Here is a 16,244-nt window from a genome sequence, read left to right as displayed (position 1 = left end):
GCCCGGGTGTCCCCCCTCCCCTCCCCCCCCACCCCCTCCCCCCCCCCCCCCCCCTCCCCCCCCCCCCCCCCCCCCCCCCCCCCCCCCAGCACAGGTGGGTGAGGGGCCGATGCGCGGACATCCCGTGTTCGTCGCGTCGTTATCGAGCAGCCCGTTCGGGGATCGACGGAAGAACCTTCTCGGCGATGTGGAGGAGAGCGCTGTCGTCCGGGAGGGCTCCGGACGTGCTCCACACGGAGACGTCGCAGTAGCCGCCCCGGTCCTTACCGTCGAGGGCCACGGTCAGCGTCCTGGCCAGGGGACCTTCTTCGACCGGTCCGCCGGATCCGCCACTCCCGAGATCGATCTCCAACTTCATGGTGTGATCCGAGGAGAAGACCGCGGGCCGGCCGAGAACCGTAAGCCTCTTGACGCCCACCTCATCCCCGTACTTCATCAACTTCACGTACTGGGCGGTCGACAGATGGTTGTAAGTGGCCGAGACATTCACGGTGTACGTTTCGAACGTGACCTCGGCCTCAGGCTGGGCGACCTTCTCATCGGTCAGGGGAGCGGTGTTGTTGGTGCCGGAGGCATTGGTCGCGGTCTCTTCGGGCGTTCCAAGGAGCTGGGCCAGGTCTGGCCGGTTGAGCGCCTTGCACAGCTCCTCACCGGTCACAGGCCGGGGCGTCGCCTTGTAGGCCTTCGGCAGCTCCTCGTGGTCCGCGTCCGAACACGAGGCGGGCTTCGAGGCGCTGTCGTCGGACGACGGCATCACGTGTGGGGCCACCCACACCGCGGCCGCGAGTGCCCCGAACACGGCCACGGCCGCGGCGGCCTGGCCCCACGCGTTGGGTTCCTTCTCCGGAGTGCCCGGGCCGGGACGCGGCACAGCTCCGGCCTGGACCGGGGCCTGGACCTGGGCCGGGACCGGGGCCTGGGCGACAGCATCGACCGCCACCCCGCCCGCGGAGGCCGCCGGACTCGGGTTCCGGCGTGCGCGCAGGGCCCGGACCACAGCGTGGACGGATACTGCGGCGACCACGAGGAACACGACTCCGATACCGGCCGCGACCAAATCGTGATCGCGGACGGCGAGATACATGATGCGTACGCCGAAAACGGACCCGACCGCGATGAGCAGGGGCTCTCGTACCCAGAAGGGCAGGAGACGGAAGAGGAAACCGAGCATCCGGTGATCTCACCAGGACAAGACCACATTCGCCGTGGTGGAAGCCACAGTTCCGGGCACCACGTGGAGTGCCTGCCGAAGCAAAAGCCGCCAAAGCCGACGATCCGTTCAGTGCTCGTCGCCGACCGGCGTTTGACGGGCGAGGAATGCGGCGAACGCCGCCGACTGCTTCGGCCCCATGTACCCCTGACGCCCGTACAGCGCCTGTCTTTCCAGCCACGCCACCGTTTCGGCGTCACGCAGCTCCGCCACGACCACCCGGCCCCTCGTGAGCGTCATTCCGCCGTGGGGATGGCTGTAGCCGATGTAAGGCCCGTACGCCGTCGGCCCCGGCGGGCGCTCGCGTGCCGGCTCGTCCTGCGGCCGTGCGCCCCTGTGGTGACGGGCGGCCCAGTACTCCAGTGCGGCCCACTCGGCCGCCGCCAGCAGCACTCCGGCCGGCTCGCCGTCCGCGGTGAGCCGGACGCGCTCGCCGGTCTCCTCGACCTCGGCGATCATGCGCGCGAACTCGGGTGCGCCTTCTATCAGTTCCACGTCCATACGCATCGACGCCACCCGCACCCCGGAGCGGGGGAGGCGCACGCCCACTCAGGTCTGGTCCAGGTCCAGGTCGGCGTGCAGCAGGTCGTGGTCCGAGTACGGGGTCGCACGCACACCGTGCTCGAGCGGGGCGATGCCTCGCAGGAAGATGTAGTCGAACTTGCTCTGCCAGTCGGTGGTCGGCTTGCAGGTACCGGTGGGCAAGGGATGGCACTGGGGGTCCGCGTCCGTGGCCAGTGCCCATAGCGCGGTGAGTTCGGGGGCGTCCGGCGTGGCGTTGAAGTCGCCGAGAAGGATCGCGCGGTCGTGCCGTGCGGCGTCTGCGGCCAGTACGCGGGTCTGGTCTGCTCGGACTTCCTCTTGGCGTCGTTGGGCGAGGTGTGTGTTGAAGACCCGGGTGGGCTCACTGCCCACGGTGGTGGTGACTGCCATGTACCCACGGTCCTCGGATCCGCCGTCGGGGTATTCCACGGTGACGAGGTCTGTCATGGGCGCAGCCGAGAGGATCGCCTGACCGAAGGCCCCCGAACTCCACGGCACTCCTCCGCAGCGGCCCCAATTCCGAAGAACCGTCCCGTACTCGACGCGGTAGACCAGCCCGTAGAGGTTCTCCAGGTAGTCCCGGATCCTCTCGACGTCACGCACGCACGCTTCCTGCAGGCCGATGACCTGAGGGGCATACGTGGCGATTTCCGCTGCCCGGTCAACGTTGCTCGCGTCGCAGGGGTTGCAGATGTTCCACGTCATGACCCGGTTCGGTACGACATCCCTGACGGCTTCGACGGGCAGTGACCTGGCGAGGGCACCGCTTGGTGCACTGGGGCCGACGAGCACCATGCAGACCACGATCATGGCGCCCGCGAGCAACCGCGTGCCTCTCCCGAGCATCATCTCGTCCTCAGTTCCATGGGCTGTATCAGCGTCGTTCGTACAAGCGTCGCACCGCCGGTTGTTGTCTAGAGTGTGATCATGCCGTCGATCTTCAAGCGTTCCCTTGTCGTGCCCGGGTTGCTCGCGCTGCTGGCCGGTTGTTCCGGGGCCGCGGACTCGCCCAACGAGAGCCAGGCGAAACCGAGTTCGAGCGCATCCGTCGGCGGGTACGGCGACATCCTCGTCGACGGCAGGCCCGTCACCGGGTCGAAGCCGAGCGGAAACAAGAAGATCCCGTACCAACGCACCTACACGGACGGTGAGTTGTATGCGCCCGTGACCGGCTATCGATCGCTCGCATGGGGCACCACGGGGCTGGAGTCCATCTACGAGACCTCCCTGACCTACCGCAGGGGCGACGACGTGCAGACCACCATTGACCCGGAGGTGCAGAAGGCGGCCTTCGAGGCGCTCGGCGCGCGGCGTGGGGCGGCGGTCGCGCTCGACGCCCGGACCGGGGAACTGCTGGCTGTCGTGAGCACACCGTCCTACGACCCGGCGGCGTTCAGCGGCTACTCGTCCAAGGATCAGGAAGGCTGGAAGAAGGCGAACGGCGACAAGAACGAGCCGATGCTCAACCGGGCACTGCGTGAGGCGACCGCGCCCGGTGAGACCTTCGACATCGTGATCGCGGCGACGGCTCTGAGCCACGGCCTGTACGACACGGTGGACGAGCCCACGGGCGGCGGCTCGGGCGAGTGCGCGCACGCCACCATCCGGGAGGCGCTGGCCCGGTCCTGCGACGAGGTTTTCGCGAAGCTGGCCACAGATCTGGGCGAGAAGAAATTGCGCGAGACCACGGAGAAGTTCGGCTTCGGCGACGACGAGCTGAAGGTCCCGATCCGGGTCGCGGAGAGCAGGTACGGGAGCTACCGGGACGGGACCATCACCGTCACCCCGCTCCAACTGGCCAGGGTGACGGCGACCCTCGCCAACCGTGGCCTTATGGTGGGCCCGCACCTGGTCGCCGAGGACGAGGAGGGACAGGTCGCGCAGAGCGTGCCGTCCGCCACGGCGGGACTGCTGCTCCCCGCGGTGCGGGAGAAGAAAGAATGGGCACCGACCGACGCCGGCGACGGCACCCCGTCCTCCTGGTCCCTCGCCTACGCCCGGACCGAGAAAGGCGACACCGTCGCACTCGCCGCCCGCGTGGCGACCTCGAACGCCGACGCGGCCGCCCGTGTCACCGCAGCGATGACCGAGGCGCTCTCCTGAGGCGCGGCGGGATCACCGTCGCCGCGCTGCCCGTGAAACTGCCCAGCAGTCCGCGCAAGCACCGTTGCAGTACTAGCGTGCAGTCATGACCGATCAAGAAGTGACCGTGCGGTGGGCCCGTGCCGAGGACATACCGGGCCTTGTCGCCTCCAGTTCAGGGCTGTTCGCCGAGGACGGCGGCACCCGTGACCCGAGCGTCAACGTGCACTGGCCGCGCGATCACGGTGCCGAGTCGTTCGCGGCCGCGTTGGAGGACCCGGCGCGGCTCGTGCTGGTGACCGAGTGCGAGGGGCGGGTCGTAGGGCACCTCATGGGATCCGTGACGGAGGCCTCGGTCGTGCGGCCCGTCCGCTCCGCCACCCTGATCAGCGTGTACGTCCGACCCGAGCACCGGCGTGCCCGTGCCGGTGGCCGGATGGTGGCGGAGTTCCTCGCCTGGGCGAAGGGGCGGGGGGCCGGGCACGTGGAGGTGACGGCCTACGCCGCCAACACGGATGCCGTCCGCTTCTACGAGCGGCACGGGTTCGCGGCGAGTTCGGTCACTCTGCGGCGTTCCCTGTGACGCGGTTGCGCAGTTCCAGGGCCCACAGGGGGAGGTGGGTCTCGAAACGGGCTGCCCGTCTCCCCGTCCACCGCTGCGGCTCTCCTCGGCTCGGCGACGATACCTGCCGATAACACGAACGGCCCATCGACGGCGGACAGTTGTCGGGGCGCCGACTGTCGCCCCGTGACAATCCCGGCTCACGCCCCGTCGGCCGCGTACACCCGCTCTCCGCCCACATACGTCAGCGCCACCCGGCTCTCCGCGATCGCCTCCGGCGGCCCGTCGAACGGATCGCGGTCCAGCACCACGAGATCCGCCAACGCCCCCGCGCGCAGCCGGCCGGTGTCGTCGAGATGGTTCACGTACGCCGATCCCGCGGTGTACGCGGTCAGCGCGTCCGCGAGAGAGATGCGCTCGTGCGGCAGGAACACCGGGGCGTCGCCCCCCGGCCCGACCCGGTTGACCGCGACATGGATCCCCTGGAGCGGGTCGGGGCTGCTGACCGGCCAGTCGCTGCCCGCCGCGACCCGCGCCCCGGAGCCGAGCAGTGCCCCGAACGGGTACTGCCACGCGGCTCGTTCGGGCCCGAGGAACGGGATGGTCAGCTCGTCCATCTGGGGTTCGTGCGCAGCCCACAGCGGCTGGATGTTCGCCGTGGCCCCGAGCCGGGCGAAGCGCGGCACGTCGTCGGGGTGCACGACCTGGAGGTGCGCCAGATGCGGCCGGGTGTCGCTCGGCCCGTTCACGGCCCGCGCCGTCTCGATCGCGTCCAGGGCGTCGCGTACGGCCCGGTCGCCCAAGGCGTGGAAATGGCACTGGAAGCCGAGCGCGTCCAACTCGGTGACGTACTTGGGAAGTCGGTCCGCTTCGATGAAGCTGGTGCCCCGGTTGGCGGTGGCGCAGCCGCACTTGTCCAGATACGGGTCCAGCAGCGCCGCCGTGCCGTTCTCGGCGATCCCGTCCAGCATCAGCTTCACCGTGCCCGCGCGGAACCGGCCGTGGCTCAACGCGGCTCGGCGCTCGGCCAGTTCGGGTATCTGCTCGGACCCACGACCACGGTCCCACCACAGCGCGCCGACGACACGCGCGGTCAGCGAACCGTCGCGGGCGGCCGTGAGATACGCCTCCGAAGGGTCGGGCATGCCCAGGAAGCTGCCGACGAGGGCGTCCTGCCATGCGGTGATGCCGAGGGAGTGCAGCCGGCGCTGGGCGTGCAGCAGCGCGGCCAGCAGCTCGGCCTGGCCGGCCGCCGGCACGAGCCGCCCGACCAGCCGCATCGCACCCTCCTGCAGCGTCCCGCTCGGCTCGCCGGAGGCGTCCCGCTCCACCCGCCCGTCGGCCGGGTCGGGGGTGTCCCGCGTGACCCCGGCCAGTTCCAGGGCGCGGCTGTTGACCCAGGCCCCGTGGTGGTCGCGGTTGGGCAGGTAGACCGGCCGGTCGGGGACGATCGCGTCCAGGAGCGCCTTCGTCGGCGTACCGCCCTCGAAGGCTTCCATGGACCAGCCGCCGCCGGTGATCCACTCCCGCTCCGGATGCGCGGCGGCGTACGCGCGGACGGCGGCCAGCGTCTCCTCGGCGGTCCGCGTGCCGCTCAGGTCGCACTGTGTGAGCTCCAGACCGGCCGGCACCGGGTGGACGTGCGCGTCCTGGAAACCGGGCAGCAACAGCCGTCCGGCGAGGTCGACGACCTCCGTGCGTGGCCCGGCCAGTTCGCGTACGTCGTCGCCGCCGACGGCGGTGATCCGGTCACCGGTGACGGCCAGCGCGGTCGCGCCGCGGCCCTCGGGGGTGAGGACGGGGCCGCCGGTGAAGAGGAGATCTGCGGGCATGATCCGTTTCCTTGGGGGGAGGCAGACGTGCGGGGTCAGGGGGAGACGGTGAGCAGTTGTGGGGCGTCGGCGTCCGTGCCGGTGCCGGTGTGGAAGTACGGGGAGCGGCGCGCCCATCTGGCCCAGGCCGCGGCCACGAAACCGGACGCGATCATCGCCAGGGGAGTCAGGAGCAGGAACCACCCGTTGTCCGCGCGCAGTTCGAGGTGGTCGGTGGAGGTGTAGAAGGACCAGCCGAGGTAGCCGCCGAGTGCCAGCAGGGCCGCCGCGCTCAGCGCCGGCAGGACCACCGCGCGCACGCCCTGACGCCAGTCCTCGCGCAGCAGGCCGCGGAATCGGACGGCGGCCGCGAGCGCGGTGAGCGCGTACGACAGCGCCACGACGATGCCGACGGCGCTGACCGTGGCCATGATCATGTCGGAGAGCCGCGGGATCACCAGCGACAGCGCCGCGACCACTCCGGCCACCGCCCCGACCAGCAGCGTCCCGGCCGCCGGAGTCCCGTACCGGACGCTGACCCTGGACCACACCGGGCCGAGCGTACGGTCCCGGCTCATCGCGAACATGGCCCGGGCGGTGGGGATCACCCCGGCCTGGAGCGAGGCGACCGCCGAGAACATCAACGCCACCAGTGGCAGCGCCGCGAGCGGCTCGGAGGCCAGCCGGTCGCCGAAGTACGCGAGGCCCTGGGCGCCGTGCCCGGCCAGCTCCGGCTGGGACAGGACGCGCTGGAAGGCGATCGAGCCGAGCAGGAACAGCCCCAGCATCGTCACCAGGGTGATGAAGCCGGCCCGGGAGGCGTCGCGCGGGTCGCGCACCTCCTCGTTCACGCTGAAGGCGGCCTCGAAGCCCCAGTAGCAGAACACCGACAACAGCAGTCCCTGCGCGAGCGCCGACGCCGAGGGGATCGCGAACGGGTCGAACCAGCTCAGGCTGAAGGGGTGCGGGCCGGTGACGATGCCGTATCCGCAGAAGCCGAGCAGGACGACGTACTCGAAGATCAGCAGGCCGGTCTGCAGCCGTGCGGCGGTGCGGATGCCGGTGACGGCGGTCACGGTGACCAGGGCCAGGACGACGAGTCCCATGGCGGTCGTCTGGGCGGTGGAGCCCGGGTCGAGGGTGAGTGAGCCCACCTGGTGCCATCCGGCCTTCCCGGCCAGTTGCAGCAGCGCGGACCCGGTGACGGCGGTCGTGTAGGCGAGGAACGCGACGACGGCCACGATGTTCACCCAGCCGACCATGAAGCCGAGCCATGGGCTCAGTGAACGGCCCACCCACACATAGCCGTTGCCCGCGTTCGGCTCGACCTTGTTCAGGCGCGAGTAGGCGCCGGCGATGCCCAGCACCGGGAGGAAGGCCAGCAGCATGATCGCGGGCAGGTGCAGGCCGACCACGCCGGCCGTGACACCCAGGCCGATGCCGATACTGGTGGTGGCGGCCGTACTGGACGCGGCGACGGCGACGCCGTCCAGGACACCGAGGGACTTGCGCAGCGCGGGCCGCGCGGGAGGGACGACGCCATAGGGCTTGTCGGTCATGGCCAGTACTCCGCTTCGCACTGGGGGCATGGTGGGCCCCGGTGACCGCATATGAAACTGGCCGGGGGGTTAACAGGTCAACGGTGTTGTCATAAAGTGCGCTGCACCACGGGGGAACCGGTGCGGGATCAGCCGGGTCGGCGCGGATCAACGTGGGGCGGCTCCGAGCTGCCCCCTCTCCCGGAGGCAGCGATGACCGAGCGTGTTGTTCCACCCGCCGCCCGGCGGCGCAGGCGGCCCACCAAGCAGGGCGTCGTCCTCTCCGAGGAGCTGATCGTCGAGACCGCTCTGAGGCTGATCGAGGAGCACGGCGCCGACGCCCTCTCGGTGCGCCGGCTGGGGCATGCCCTGGGGGCCGACCCCAGTTCCCTCTACCGCTACTTCCGGCACACCGACGACCTGATGCTGGCCATCGCCGACGAGCTGATCGGCCGTACCCTGCGCAGTTGGCGGCCCACCGGCGACTGGCGGGCCGACCTGTGGGACCTGGGGCTGCGCATGCACGTCGGCGCGCTCGCCCATCCCCGGGCGGCCGTGCTCAGCGCCTACCGGGTGACCGGCCGGGTCCACGAGATCCAGGCCGTGGAGACGATCCTCGGCGTGCTGCGCGATGCCGGGTTCCCGGACGGCGAGGCGGTGCGGATCTATCACGTGTTCGTCGACCAGAACCTGGCCTTCGGCGCCCTCGACTCCGCGAGCAGCGCGCTGCCCAGGGCCGCGCGCGAGGCGGAAACCGAGGTGTGGCGCGAGACGTACGCCCGCCTGCCCGCCGACACCCATCCGCACATCGCCGCCACGGCCCGCCATCTCGCGGTCTCCATGCGGCACAGCTCCTATCCGGCCGCGCTGGAACTGCTGTTGAGCGCGGCGGCGGCACGGCTGGAGAACCTGGCGGGCGGGGCGGGGGCCGACTGAATCGGGCGGGCCGGGATATCCGCAAGGTACAGGGCGGCGGGGCACTTCCGTTCCGCGCCCAGAATCCCGCGGAGGAGACATGGCACTGGTGAAAGCTGGCGTCGTCGTGCTCGACTGTGCCGAGCCGGAGAAGCTCGCCGTGTTCTACAAGGAGCTGCTGGAGGCGCAGGAGACCGACGCGACGGCCAACCGGGTGGAGATCAGGGGCGCCGACGGAACCCGGCTCGCGTTCCGCCGCGACGTGAACGCGACCCCGCCCAGCTGGCCGCGCCCCGAGAACTCCCTCCAGGCCCACCTCGACTTCCTGGTGGACGACCTGGACGAGGCCGAACGCAGGGTCGTCGGCCTCGGCGGCCGCCCCCTGGAGACGAACTACGCCCCCGGCCCCTACGAGGAACGCGGCTACGCCGACCCCGCCGGCCACTCCTTCACCCTCCGCCGCGTCCCGTCGACGGCACCTAAGCAGGGTTGAGCACAGGGGGTGATGTCCTGGGCAGCGACGGAGCGACGTGAGACCGAGCCCGGCCAGCCCGTGGCTTCAGCCGCACTGAAACAGGGCTGAGCTCACAGGACGAGGCCGCTGGCGGAGGGGTTGAGGCCGGCCGCAGCCGGGCTCGGTCTCAGCGGCACCGAAGCAGGGCTGGACTCTGTGGCGAGGCTGCGGGCGGCAGAGGCCTGAGGCCGACCTCGGGCGGGCGCTTGGCCTCAGCGACCAAGCTGGGCTGAACCCATGGCAGTGGCGATGTCCCGGGCGCCGGCGGAGGGGCGGAGACAACCCCGGCCCCCGGGTGCTCGGCCTCAGCCACTGCCTCGGCCGGGGTCCGGCCTGAGCTACGGCGGTGGGCCCCCGCCCGCCGTACGCTGCCTCGGTCGGCAGGGGGTGGCTGGCCCGGCCTGGCCGGGGCTCGGTCTCAGCCGCAGTGCTGGGCCGCTGGCCGGGCCGGACGAGCGCGGCCGCGGACACCGTAGTGGGCCGGTGGGCCCGACTCGGCCGGGGTCGGGCCTGAGGTAGTACAGCGGTGGGTCCCAGCCGCCCGCCGCACGCTGCCTCGGTCCGCGGGGGGTGGCTGGCCCGGCCCGGCCGAACCCGGTCTCGCCCACCGCAGTGGGCAGGCTGGCCCGACGGCCGAACCCGGCCCGCCTACCGCGCTGAGCCGTCGGCCGGGCCCTGCCGGGCCCGGCCTCGGCCACACAGTGGGCCGTCGGCCGAACCCAGCCGGAGCTCGGCCTCAGCCGCAGCGTGGGCGCAGCTGCCGGCAGGCTCAGTCGCGGCCGCCCTCCTCCTTGGTGGGCCAGACTCCCGTCCTGCGTTCGATGGCCTTCGCACCGGTGCGGTCGACGGCGCTGCGGACCACGGCGAAGATGGCGCCCTGGACGGCGGCGGCGAAGAGGACCTCGCCCCAGCCGCGGTCGCGGTCGAGGGCGTCGGGTGCGTCGTCCTCGTGCCGGATGGCCTGCCAGGTCTTGCGGAAGGCGAGCCCGGCCAGCCATCCGCTCGACCAGCCCAGCACGAAGCCGATCGGCTGGTAGCCGCGGGAGAGCTTCTTCTTCTTGGCCACGGGACCTCCTTGGTCAGGGAAGTGGGTTGTCAGGGGTACGTGGGTCGGGTCGTAGGAGCAGGGGCCTCAGGGGCGGCCGGATGCCGGGATCTCCTCCTCGGCGCGTACCGGACCCGGTGGTGATCCGTCCCCGAAGGGGCGCCCGCCGAGCTGCTCCCGGTGGTGCGGGGTCAGCCAGCCGGACAGGTCGGGGCCCACGGGAACGATGCGGGTCGGATTGATGCCGGTGTGCACCTGGTAGTAGTGCCGCTTGATGTGGTCGAAGTCGACGGTGTCGCCGAATCCCGGCGTCTGGTAGAGATCGCGGACGTACGCCCACAGCACCTCGTTCTCCGTCAGCTTCCAGCGATTGCACTTGAAGTGACCGTGGTAGACCGCGTCGAAACGCACCAGCGTGGTGAACAGCCGGATGTCCGCCTCGGTGATCGTGTCACCGACCAGATAGCGCTGCCGGGTCAGCCGCGGCACCAGCAGCTCCAGCCGCCGGAAGACGGCCGCGCACGCCTCCTCGTACTCCTCCTGGTCGGTGGCGAACCCCGCACGGTAGACACCGTTGTTGACGTCCTCGTACACGTCCGCCATCACCGAGTCGATCTCGTCGCGCAGCGCCCGCGGGTACAGGTCGGGCGCGCCCGCCCGGTGCAGGGCCGTCCACTCCGTCGCGAAGTCGAGGGTGATCTGGTGGTAGTCGTTGGTGACCAGCTTCCCGCTGGGCACGTCCACGACCGCCGGCACACTCACCCCGCCCGGGTAGCCGGTCTCCCGCCGGTCGTACGCCTCACCGAGGTAGCGGATGCCGAGGACCGGGTCCCGCCCGCCGGGGTCGAGGGTGAACCGCCAGCTGCGGTCGTCCTGGACCGGGTCGGCGACCGCCAGGGACACGGCGTCCTCCAGGCCCAGAAGCCGTCGCGACACCAGCGTCCGGCTCGCCCACGGGCAGGCGCGACTGACCACCAGACGGTAGCGTCCCGCCTCCACCGGCCAGCCGTCGCGGGCGTCCGCGGTGATCCGGTCGGTGAAGTGGCTCTTGGACCGCTTGAACCTCGTGTGGCCGTACGCGTCGTTGCCGGCGCCCCCGCCGCTCATGGTTCCTCCTCGCTGTCGTGCGTGTCTCGCGGCCGTGTACCCCCGCTTTCCGGCCGTTTTCCCCGCTTCTCCCCGGGTTCCCCGTTTTCCGCCGACGGCACGGTGTGATCAGCCATGGCCCGGGCAATCGGCGAAGGGTGAGTGAGACACCTACGGAACGCCAAGCCGATCGCAAGACACGCGTCACCGTCCTGGTGGCCCTGGCAGCCAACCTGGTCATCGCCGTCGCCAAGGCGGTGGGCGGCCTCCTCGCGCACTCGCCCGCGCTCCTGTCGGAGGCGGCCCACTCGGTCGCCGACAGCCTCAACGAGGTCTTCCTGCTGGCCGCACTGCGCCGCAGCCGCCGCCCGGCCGATGCCCGTCATCCCTTCGGCTACGGCAAGGAGCGGTTCTTCTGGTCGCTCCTCGCGGCCGTCGGGATCTTCGTGATGGGGGGCTGCTTCTCCTTCTTCCAGGGCTTCGAGGCGCTCAGGAACGGTGCGGAGGAAGAACTCGGCGGATACGTGGTCGGTCTGATCGTGCTCGGCGTCGCCCTTCTCGCCGAGGGCGCCTCCCTCGTACGGGCCCTGTACCAGGTGCGCAAGCAGGGCGGCGCCGCCGGTCTGCGCGACCCGGCCCTGCGCACGGTCGTCGCCGAGGACGGCACGGCGGTGCTGGGGGTGACCTTCGCCATTGTCGGCATGGCGCTGCACATGGTCACCGGCCAGGTGGTGTGGGAGGCGTCCGCGTCGCTCGCCATCGGCGCGCTGCTCGTGTACGTCGCCTACCGGCTGGGCCGTGACGCGCGCGACCAGTTGATCGGGGAGGCCGCCGACCCCGAGGCCGGCCACAGGATCCGGGCGCTGCTGCAGGCACAGCCCGAGATCGACAGCGTCGAGGCGCTGTTCACGATGAAGACGGGCCTGGACGCGGCACTCGTGGCCGCCCGGATCGACCTGGCCCCCGGTCTGGACAGCGAACGGGTCGAGGAGGTCGCCGACCGCATCAAGCGGTCCATCGCCGGGATCGTCCCCGAGGCGGACCAGATCTTCCTCGACGTGACCGACCGAGCGCCGCGCGAGACATGGGAAAGCCCCGCCGCGACGGGGGAACGCGGCGGGGCCTGACGTTCGGGTGCCCGGGGTCGGCCGGTTCATGCACCCGGACGCGGAAATTTTCCTGGATCAGCTTCCGTCGGCCGGTTCGAGGACGAAGACGGGGATCTCCCGGGTCGTCTTCGTCTGGTACTCGGCGTACGGGGGATAGGCCGCGACGGCACGGTCCCACCACGCGGCCTTCTCCTCGCCGGTGACCTCACGGGCCGTCAGATCCCGCTTCTCCGGGCCGTCCTGGAGTTCCACCCGGGGATCGGCCTTGATGTTGTGGTACCAGACCGGGTGCTTGGGAGCCCCGCCCTGGGAGGCGACCACGGCGTACCGTCCGTCGTGCTCCACGCGCATCAGCGGCGTCTTGCGGATCTTCCCGCTCCGCGCGCCCCGCGTGGTCAGCACTATGACGGGCATTCCCGTGTCCAGCAGGGTCGTTCCCTCCGTGCCGCCGGACTTCTCGTACAGCTCCACCTGCTCACGCACCCACTGGGTCGGGCTGGGTTCGTACTCGCCCTCAAGAGGCATGGCATCCGTCCCTTTCGTCGCTCGTCGCGTGGTACGGCTGACCCGTACCGCACTACAACACGCGTATGCGCGGGATTCATCCGCACCATGCCCGTGATCCTGTCCGCTCCTTCACGGGTCATGGCCCGGCCCCGCTCACACCTGCACGACGATCCGTACGGCCAGCACCGCCATCACCCCGCTCGACACGAGCGCCGTCACCAGGCGTCCCCGGTGCCCGGTCAGGGCCCGGCCCAGCAGTGCGCCGCCCCCGGCGAGCAGGAGTTGCCAGCTGGCCGACGCGGCGAAGGCGGCCAGCACGAACGCGCCCTGTTCCAGGGGGCGTGCCGCGTCCGCGGTGCCGGTGCCGAGCACGAGGGCCGCGAAGTAGAGGACGGTGGTGGGATTGAGGAGCGTGATCCCGAGCAGGGACAGGAAGGCCCGCGCCGGACTCGGCGGAGTTGGCTCGGAGCGCGCGCTGAGATGGTGCGCGCGGTACTGCCGTACGGCGGTGACCGTGCCCAGCGCCGCCAGCGCGAGCAGCACCAGGGCGGAGGCCCAGGCCAGCGGTGCCAGCACGGGCCGCAGCACGGCGGCCACGGCGGAACCGCCGACCGTGGCGAGCAGGGCGTAGAGCCCGTCGGCGGCCGCGACGCCGAGCGCGGCGCACGCGCCGGTGCGCAGGGAGGTGCGCGCGGTGAGGGAGACGAGGTATGTGCCGACCGCGCCCACAGGGATGGCGATGCCGTAGCCCGCGACCAGCCCCGCGACGAGCGCGCCCGTCATGAGCGCGCGGCGTCGAGCCTCCGTGGATCCCCGGGCTGCTGTCGGCCTCGCACCGGGACGGCGGGGGCGGACATCAGCGGCGCAAGGGCATCGATCGTGGGCATGGCTGGATCCTGGGGGTGGGCCCCTCGCGGCGGCAACCGAATTACCGGGCGAGGGCGGCATCCGCCCCTCCGGCCGACGCCGCGGAACGCTCAACTCCGGCCAGATCGTCCCGTTCACCGATCTGGCCGAACTTCGCGTCGCCCCATAGGTGCCCCGGGCATCTAATGAAGATCGGCACGACGCTCCCTTCGTCTGTGAGGTCTTCCATGACGGAACTCTCGGAACTGTCGGAACCCGTCGCCTTCCCCCAGGACCGCACCTGTCCCTACCACCCGCCGACCGCCTATGACCCGCTGCGCGACGCGCGCCCCCTGACGCGTGTCAGCCTCTTCGACGGCAGCCCCGCCTGGCTGGTGACCGGTCACGGTGTCGCCCGTGACCTGCTCGCCGACCCCCGCCTGTCGACCGACCGCACCCAGCCCGGTTTCCCCGCGCCCACCGAGCGCTTCGCGGCCGTCCGCCACAAGAAGACCGCCCTGCTCGGCGTCGACGACCCGGAGCACCGGGTACAGCGCCGAATGATGGTCCCCAGCTTCACCCTGAAACGCGCCAACGAACTGCGCCCGAGCATCCAGCGCGTCGTCGACGAGCGGCTCGACGCGATGACCGCCCAGGGACCGCCCGCCGATCTGGTGAGCGCCTTCGCGCTGCCCGTGCCGTCGATGGTGATCTGTGCCCTGCTGGGCGTGCCGTACGCCGACCACGAGTTCTTCGAGGAGCAGTCACGGCGGCTGCTGCGCGGACCCACAGCAGACGACACGCTCCGGGCGCGCGACCGACTCGAGGAGTACGTCGGCGAGTTGATCGACCGCAAGCGGAAGGAGCGGCAGCCCGGGGACGGCATCCTCGACGACCTCGTCCATCAGCAGCTGCGCGAAGGCGCCGTGGACCGTGAGGAGTTGACCGCTCTCGCGATCATCCTGCTGGTCGCCGGCCACGAGACGACCGCCAACATGATCTCGCTGGGCACCTACACGCTGCTCCAACACCCGGAAAAGCTTGCAGAGTTGCTGGCCGACCCGGCACTGCTGCCCGCCGCCGTCGAGGAACTGATGCGGGTGCTGTCCATCGCGGACGGGCTGCTGCGGCTGGCCACCGAGGACATCGAGGTGGCCGGGACGACGATCCGGGCCGGTGACGGTGTGGTCTTCTCGACCTCGGTCATCAACCGCGACGAGAGCGTCTACGCCGAACCCGACACCCTCGACTTTCACCGCTCCGCCCGCCACCACGTGTCGTTCGGCTTCGGCATCCACCAGTGCCTCGGCCAGAACCTGGCCCGCGCCGAGATGGAGATCGCCCTGCAGTCCCTCTTCGCATGCCTGCCGGAACTGCGGCTCGCCGCCCCGGCGGACACGATCCCCTTCAAGCCCGGCGACACCATCCAGGGGATGCTGGAACTCCCCGTGACCTGGTGAGAGGCCGACGGTCATGCACATCGACATCGACAGGGACGTCTGCATCGGCGCCGGCCAGTGCGCCCTCGCCGCCCCGGGCGTCTTCACCCAGGACGACGACGGCTACAGCGCCCTCCTGCCTGGCCGGGCGGACGGCGGGGGCGACCCGATGATCCGCGAGGCCGCCTGGGCCTGCCCGGTGAGCGCCATCGCCGTCACGGACCCGTGACCGGCGGCAGCCGATCGCCGTACGGCGGCCGGGCACGGTCGGTCCCACCCGCTTCAGTAGGGTTCCCCGCGTGACCGAACCGGATGGAAAGCCCTTCCTCTACGTCGTCGTCTGTGCCGCCGGGATCGCCGCGGGTGTCAGCAAGCTGATCACCGCCGCGCAGGAGCGGGACTGGGCGGTGGGCGTCTTCGCCACGCCCACCGCCCTGAACGGCTTCTTCGACACCGCCGCGGTGGAGGCACAGACCGGGCGACCCATCCGCTCCGCGTGGCGGCGCCCCGGCGACCCGCGCCCCTTCCCCGACCCGGACGCCGTCGTCGTCGCGCCCGCCACGTTCAACACCGTCAACAAATGGGCGGCCGGCATCGCCGACACCCTCGCCCTGGGCACCCTGTGCGAGGTGTCCGGCCTGGGCGTGCCGATCGCGGTCCTGCCGTGCGTGTCCGACTCCCTCGCCGCCCACCCCGCCTACCAGGACAGCCTGATCCGCCTGCGCGGCATGGGCGTGCGCTTCGCGGAGCCGTACGCGGGCGGCGAGGCGGGGGAGTTCGGCTGGGAGCGCGCGCTGGACCTGCTCGGTGGGACGTAGGGCGTGTTGCGAACGTCCCGCCTGCCCTGCGACGCCCGGCACGCGCGCTCGCCGCGTTGCCGGGATCGCCCCCGTACGCCCGGTACGCGGGCGACCCTCCGCCGTGCGATCACACGCACCGGACGCCGCAGGGCCCGCCCTTCGGGCGGACGACGGGACGCCCGCCACACGCCCTGGGCTCGAGGCGCCGTCTCACAACTGATCGGTGACGACGCGGCC

The 16,244-nt window shown here is 71.3% G+C and carries 17 protein-coding genes; 8 read left to right on the top strand and 9 right to left on the bottom strand.

The window, feature by feature from the left end:
- Positions 1 to 139 precede the first annotated feature (139 nt).
- The 3 genes from AC067M_RS08430 to AC067M_RS08420 form a co-directional block, all read right to left on the bottom strand.
- Positions 140 to 1,171: a DUF6215 domain-containing protein gene (locus AC067M_RS08430; RefSeq protein WP_478696213.1), complete on the bottom strand. Its 1,032-nt coding sequence runs from the start codon at positions 1,169 to 1,171 to the stop codon at positions 140 to 142.
- Positions 1,172 to 1,279: 108 nt separating this feature from the next.
- On the bottom strand, positions 1,280 to 1,717 hold the full coding sequence (locus AC067M_RS08425; RefSeq protein ID WP_478696212.1) for a type II toxin-antitoxin system Phd/YefM family antitoxin: 438 nt from the start codon (positions 1,715 to 1,717) through the stop codon (positions 1,280 to 1,282).
- Positions 1,718 to 1,759: 42 nt separating this feature from the next.
- Positions 1,760 to 2,602: an endonuclease/exonuclease/phosphatase family protein gene (locus AC067M_RS08420; protein ID WP_478696211.1), complete on the bottom strand. Its 843-nt coding sequence runs from the start codon at positions 2,600 to 2,602 to the stop codon at positions 1,760 to 1,762.
- A gap of 78 nt (positions 2,603 to 2,680) precedes the next feature.
- Here AC067M_RS08420 and AC067M_RS08415 point away from each other — a divergent pair, with 78 nt between their 5' ends.
- Entirely contained in the window at positions 2,681 to 3,856 is a 1,176-nt protein-coding gene (locus tag AC067M_RS08415; RefSeq protein ID WP_478696210.1) for a penicillin-binding transpeptidase domain-containing protein, read from the top strand.
- Positions 3,857 to 3,941: 85 nt separating this feature from the next.
- Positions 3,942 to 4,418, top strand: a complete 477-nt coding sequence (locus AC067M_RS08410) for an N-acetyltransferase family protein (RefSeq protein WP_478696209.1) — start codon at positions 3,942 to 3,944, stop codon at positions 4,416 to 4,418.
- A 179-nt stretch (positions 4,419 to 4,597) separates the two neighbouring features.
- Here the strand turns inward: AC067M_RS08410 and AC067M_RS08405 are convergent, their stop codons facing one another.
- Both AC067M_RS08405 and AC067M_RS08400 read right to left on the bottom strand, forming a co-directional pair.
- On the bottom strand, positions 4,598 to 6,229 hold the full coding sequence (locus AC067M_RS08405) for an amidohydrolase (RefSeq protein WP_478696208.1): 1,632 nt from the start codon (positions 6,227 to 6,229) through the stop codon (positions 4,598 to 4,600).
- 35 nt (positions 6,230 to 6,264) lie between these two features.
- Positions 6,265 to 7,767, bottom strand: a complete 1,503-nt coding sequence (locus AC067M_RS08400) for an APC family permease (RefSeq protein ID WP_478696207.1) — start codon at positions 7,765 to 7,767, stop codon at positions 6,265 to 6,267.
- Positions 7,768 to 7,959: 192 nt separating this feature from the next.
- Here AC067M_RS08400 and AC067M_RS08395 point away from each other — a divergent pair, with 192 nt between their 5' ends.
- Positions 7,960 to 8,682: a TetR/AcrR family transcriptional regulator gene (locus AC067M_RS08395; protein ID WP_478696206.1), complete on the top strand. Its 723-nt coding sequence runs from the start codon at positions 7,960 to 7,962 to the stop codon at positions 8,680 to 8,682.
- A 79-nt stretch (positions 8,683 to 8,761) separates the two neighbouring features.
- Complete coding sequence (locus AC067M_RS08390) at positions 8,762 to 9,154, top strand: VOC family protein (protein WP_478696205.1); 393 nt, start codon at positions 8,762 to 8,764, stop codon at positions 9,152 to 9,154.
- A gap of 790 nt (positions 9,155 to 9,944) precedes the next feature.
- Here AC067M_RS08390 and AC067M_RS08385 read toward each other — a convergent pair.
- A complete protein-coding gene (locus AC067M_RS08385) occupies positions 9,945 to 10,241 on the bottom strand; it encodes a DUF4235 domain-containing protein (RefSeq protein WP_478696204.1) in 297 nt (98 codons plus the stop codon).
- A gap of 66 nt (positions 10,242 to 10,307) precedes the next feature.
- Positions 10,308 to 11,327: a glutathione S-transferase family protein gene (locus AC067M_RS08380; protein ID WP_478696203.1), complete on the bottom strand. Its 1,020-nt coding sequence runs from the start codon at positions 11,325 to 11,327 to the stop codon at positions 10,308 to 10,310.
- A gap of 137 nt (positions 11,328 to 11,464) precedes the next feature.
- Here AC067M_RS08380 and AC067M_RS08375 point away from each other — a divergent pair, with 137 nt between their 5' ends.
- Entirely contained in the window at positions 11,465 to 12,433 is a 969-nt protein-coding gene (locus AC067M_RS08375; RefSeq protein WP_478696202.1) for a cation diffusion facilitator family transporter, read from the top strand.
- Between the two features lie 57 nt (positions 12,434 to 12,490).
- Here the strand turns inward: AC067M_RS08375 and AC067M_RS08370 are convergent, their stop codons facing one another.
- On the bottom strand, positions 12,491 to 12,940 hold the full coding sequence (locus AC067M_RS08370) for a nitroreductase family deazaflavin-dependent oxidoreductase (protein WP_478696201.1): 450 nt from the start codon (positions 12,938 to 12,940) through the stop codon (positions 12,491 to 12,493).
- Positions 12,941 to 13,075: 135 nt separating this feature from the next.
- Positions 13,076 to 13,705: a LysE family transporter gene (locus tag AC067M_RS08365; protein WP_478696200.1), complete on the bottom strand. Its 630-nt coding sequence runs from the start codon at positions 13,703 to 13,705 to the stop codon at positions 13,076 to 13,078.
- Positions 13,706 to 14,016: 311 nt separating this feature from the next.
- On the opposite strand from AC067M_RS08365, the gene AC067M_RS08360 reads away from it, so the two are divergent.
- From AC067M_RS08360 to AC067M_RS08350, 3 genes are all read left to right on the top strand, one after another.
- Positions 14,017 to 15,228, top strand: coding sequence for a cytochrome P450 (locus AC067M_RS08360; protein WP_478696199.1), 1,212 nt, complete (start codon positions 14,017 to 14,019; stop codon positions 15,226 to 15,228).
- A 13-nt stretch (positions 15,229 to 15,241) separates the two neighbouring features.
- Positions 15,242 to 15,436: a ferredoxin gene (locus AC067M_RS08355; protein ID WP_478696198.1), complete on the top strand. Its 195-nt coding sequence runs from the start codon at positions 15,242 to 15,244 to the stop codon at positions 15,434 to 15,436.
- 70 nt (positions 15,437 to 15,506) lie between these two features.
- A complete protein-coding gene (locus tag AC067M_RS08350) occupies positions 15,507 to 16,025 on the top strand; it encodes a flavoprotein (protein WP_478696197.1) in 519 nt (172 codons plus the stop codon).
- Positions 16,026 to 16,244: the final 219 nt, after the last annotated feature.

It is taken from the genome of Streptomyces sp. NPDC043427, from assembly GCF_056436655.1.
Note: the sequence above shows the minus strand (reverse complement) of the source record. Positions and strands in the feature narration are given on the sequence as shown.

Coding starts and splice junctions, on each gene's coding strand:
- AC067M_RS08430 (WP_478696213.1), bottom strand. CDS start 1,171: ATGCTCGGTTTCCTCTTCCGTCTCCTGCCCTTCTGGGTACGAGAGCCC.
- AC067M_RS08425 (WP_478696212.1), bottom strand. CDS start 1,717: ATGCGTATGGACGTGGAACTGATAGAAGGCGCACCCGAGTTCGCGCGC.
- AC067M_RS08420 (WP_478696211.1), bottom strand. CDS start 2,602: ATGATGCTCGGGAGAGGCACGCGGTTGCTCGCGGGCGCCATGATCGTG.
- AC067M_RS08415 (WP_478696210.1), top strand. CDS start 2,681: ATGCCGTCGATCTTCAAGCGTTCCCTTGTCGTGCCCGGGTTGCTCGCG.
- AC067M_RS08410 (WP_478696209.1), top strand. CDS start 3,942: ATGACCGATCAAGAAGTGACCGTGCGGTGGGCCCGTGCCGAGGACATA.
- AC067M_RS08405 (WP_478696208.1), bottom strand. CDS start 6,229: ATGCCCGCAGATCTCCTCTTCACCGGCGGCCCCGTCCTCACCCCCGAG.
- AC067M_RS08400 (WP_478696207.1), bottom strand. CDS start 7,767: ATGACCGACAAGCCCTATGGCGTCGTCCCTCCCGCGCGGCCCGCGCTG.
- AC067M_RS08395 (WP_478696206.1), top strand. CDS start 7,960: ATGACCGAGCGTGTTGTTCCACCCGCCGCCCGGCGGCGCAGGCGGCCC.
- AC067M_RS08390 (WP_478696205.1), top strand. CDS start 8,762: ATGGCACTGGTGAAAGCTGGCGTCGTCGTGCTCGACTGTGCCGAGCCG.
- AC067M_RS08380 (WP_478696203.1), bottom strand. CDS start 11,327: ATGAGCGGCGGGGGCGCCGGCAACGACGCGTACGGCCACACGAGGTTC.
- AC067M_RS08370 (WP_478696201.1), bottom strand. CDS start 12,940: ATGCCTCTTGAGGGCGAGTACGAACCCAGCCCGACCCAGTGGGTGCGT.
- AC067M_RS08365 (WP_478696200.1), bottom strand. CDS start 13,705: ATGACGGGCGCGCTCGTCGCGGGGCTGGTCGCGGGCTACGGCATCGCC.
- AC067M_RS08360 (WP_478696199.1), top strand. CDS start 14,017: ATGACGGAACTCTCGGAACTGTCGGAACCCGTCGCCTTCCCCCAGGAC.
- AC067M_RS08355 (WP_478696198.1), top strand. CDS start 15,242: ATGCACATCGACATCGACAGGGACGTCTGCATCGGCGCCGGCCAGTGC.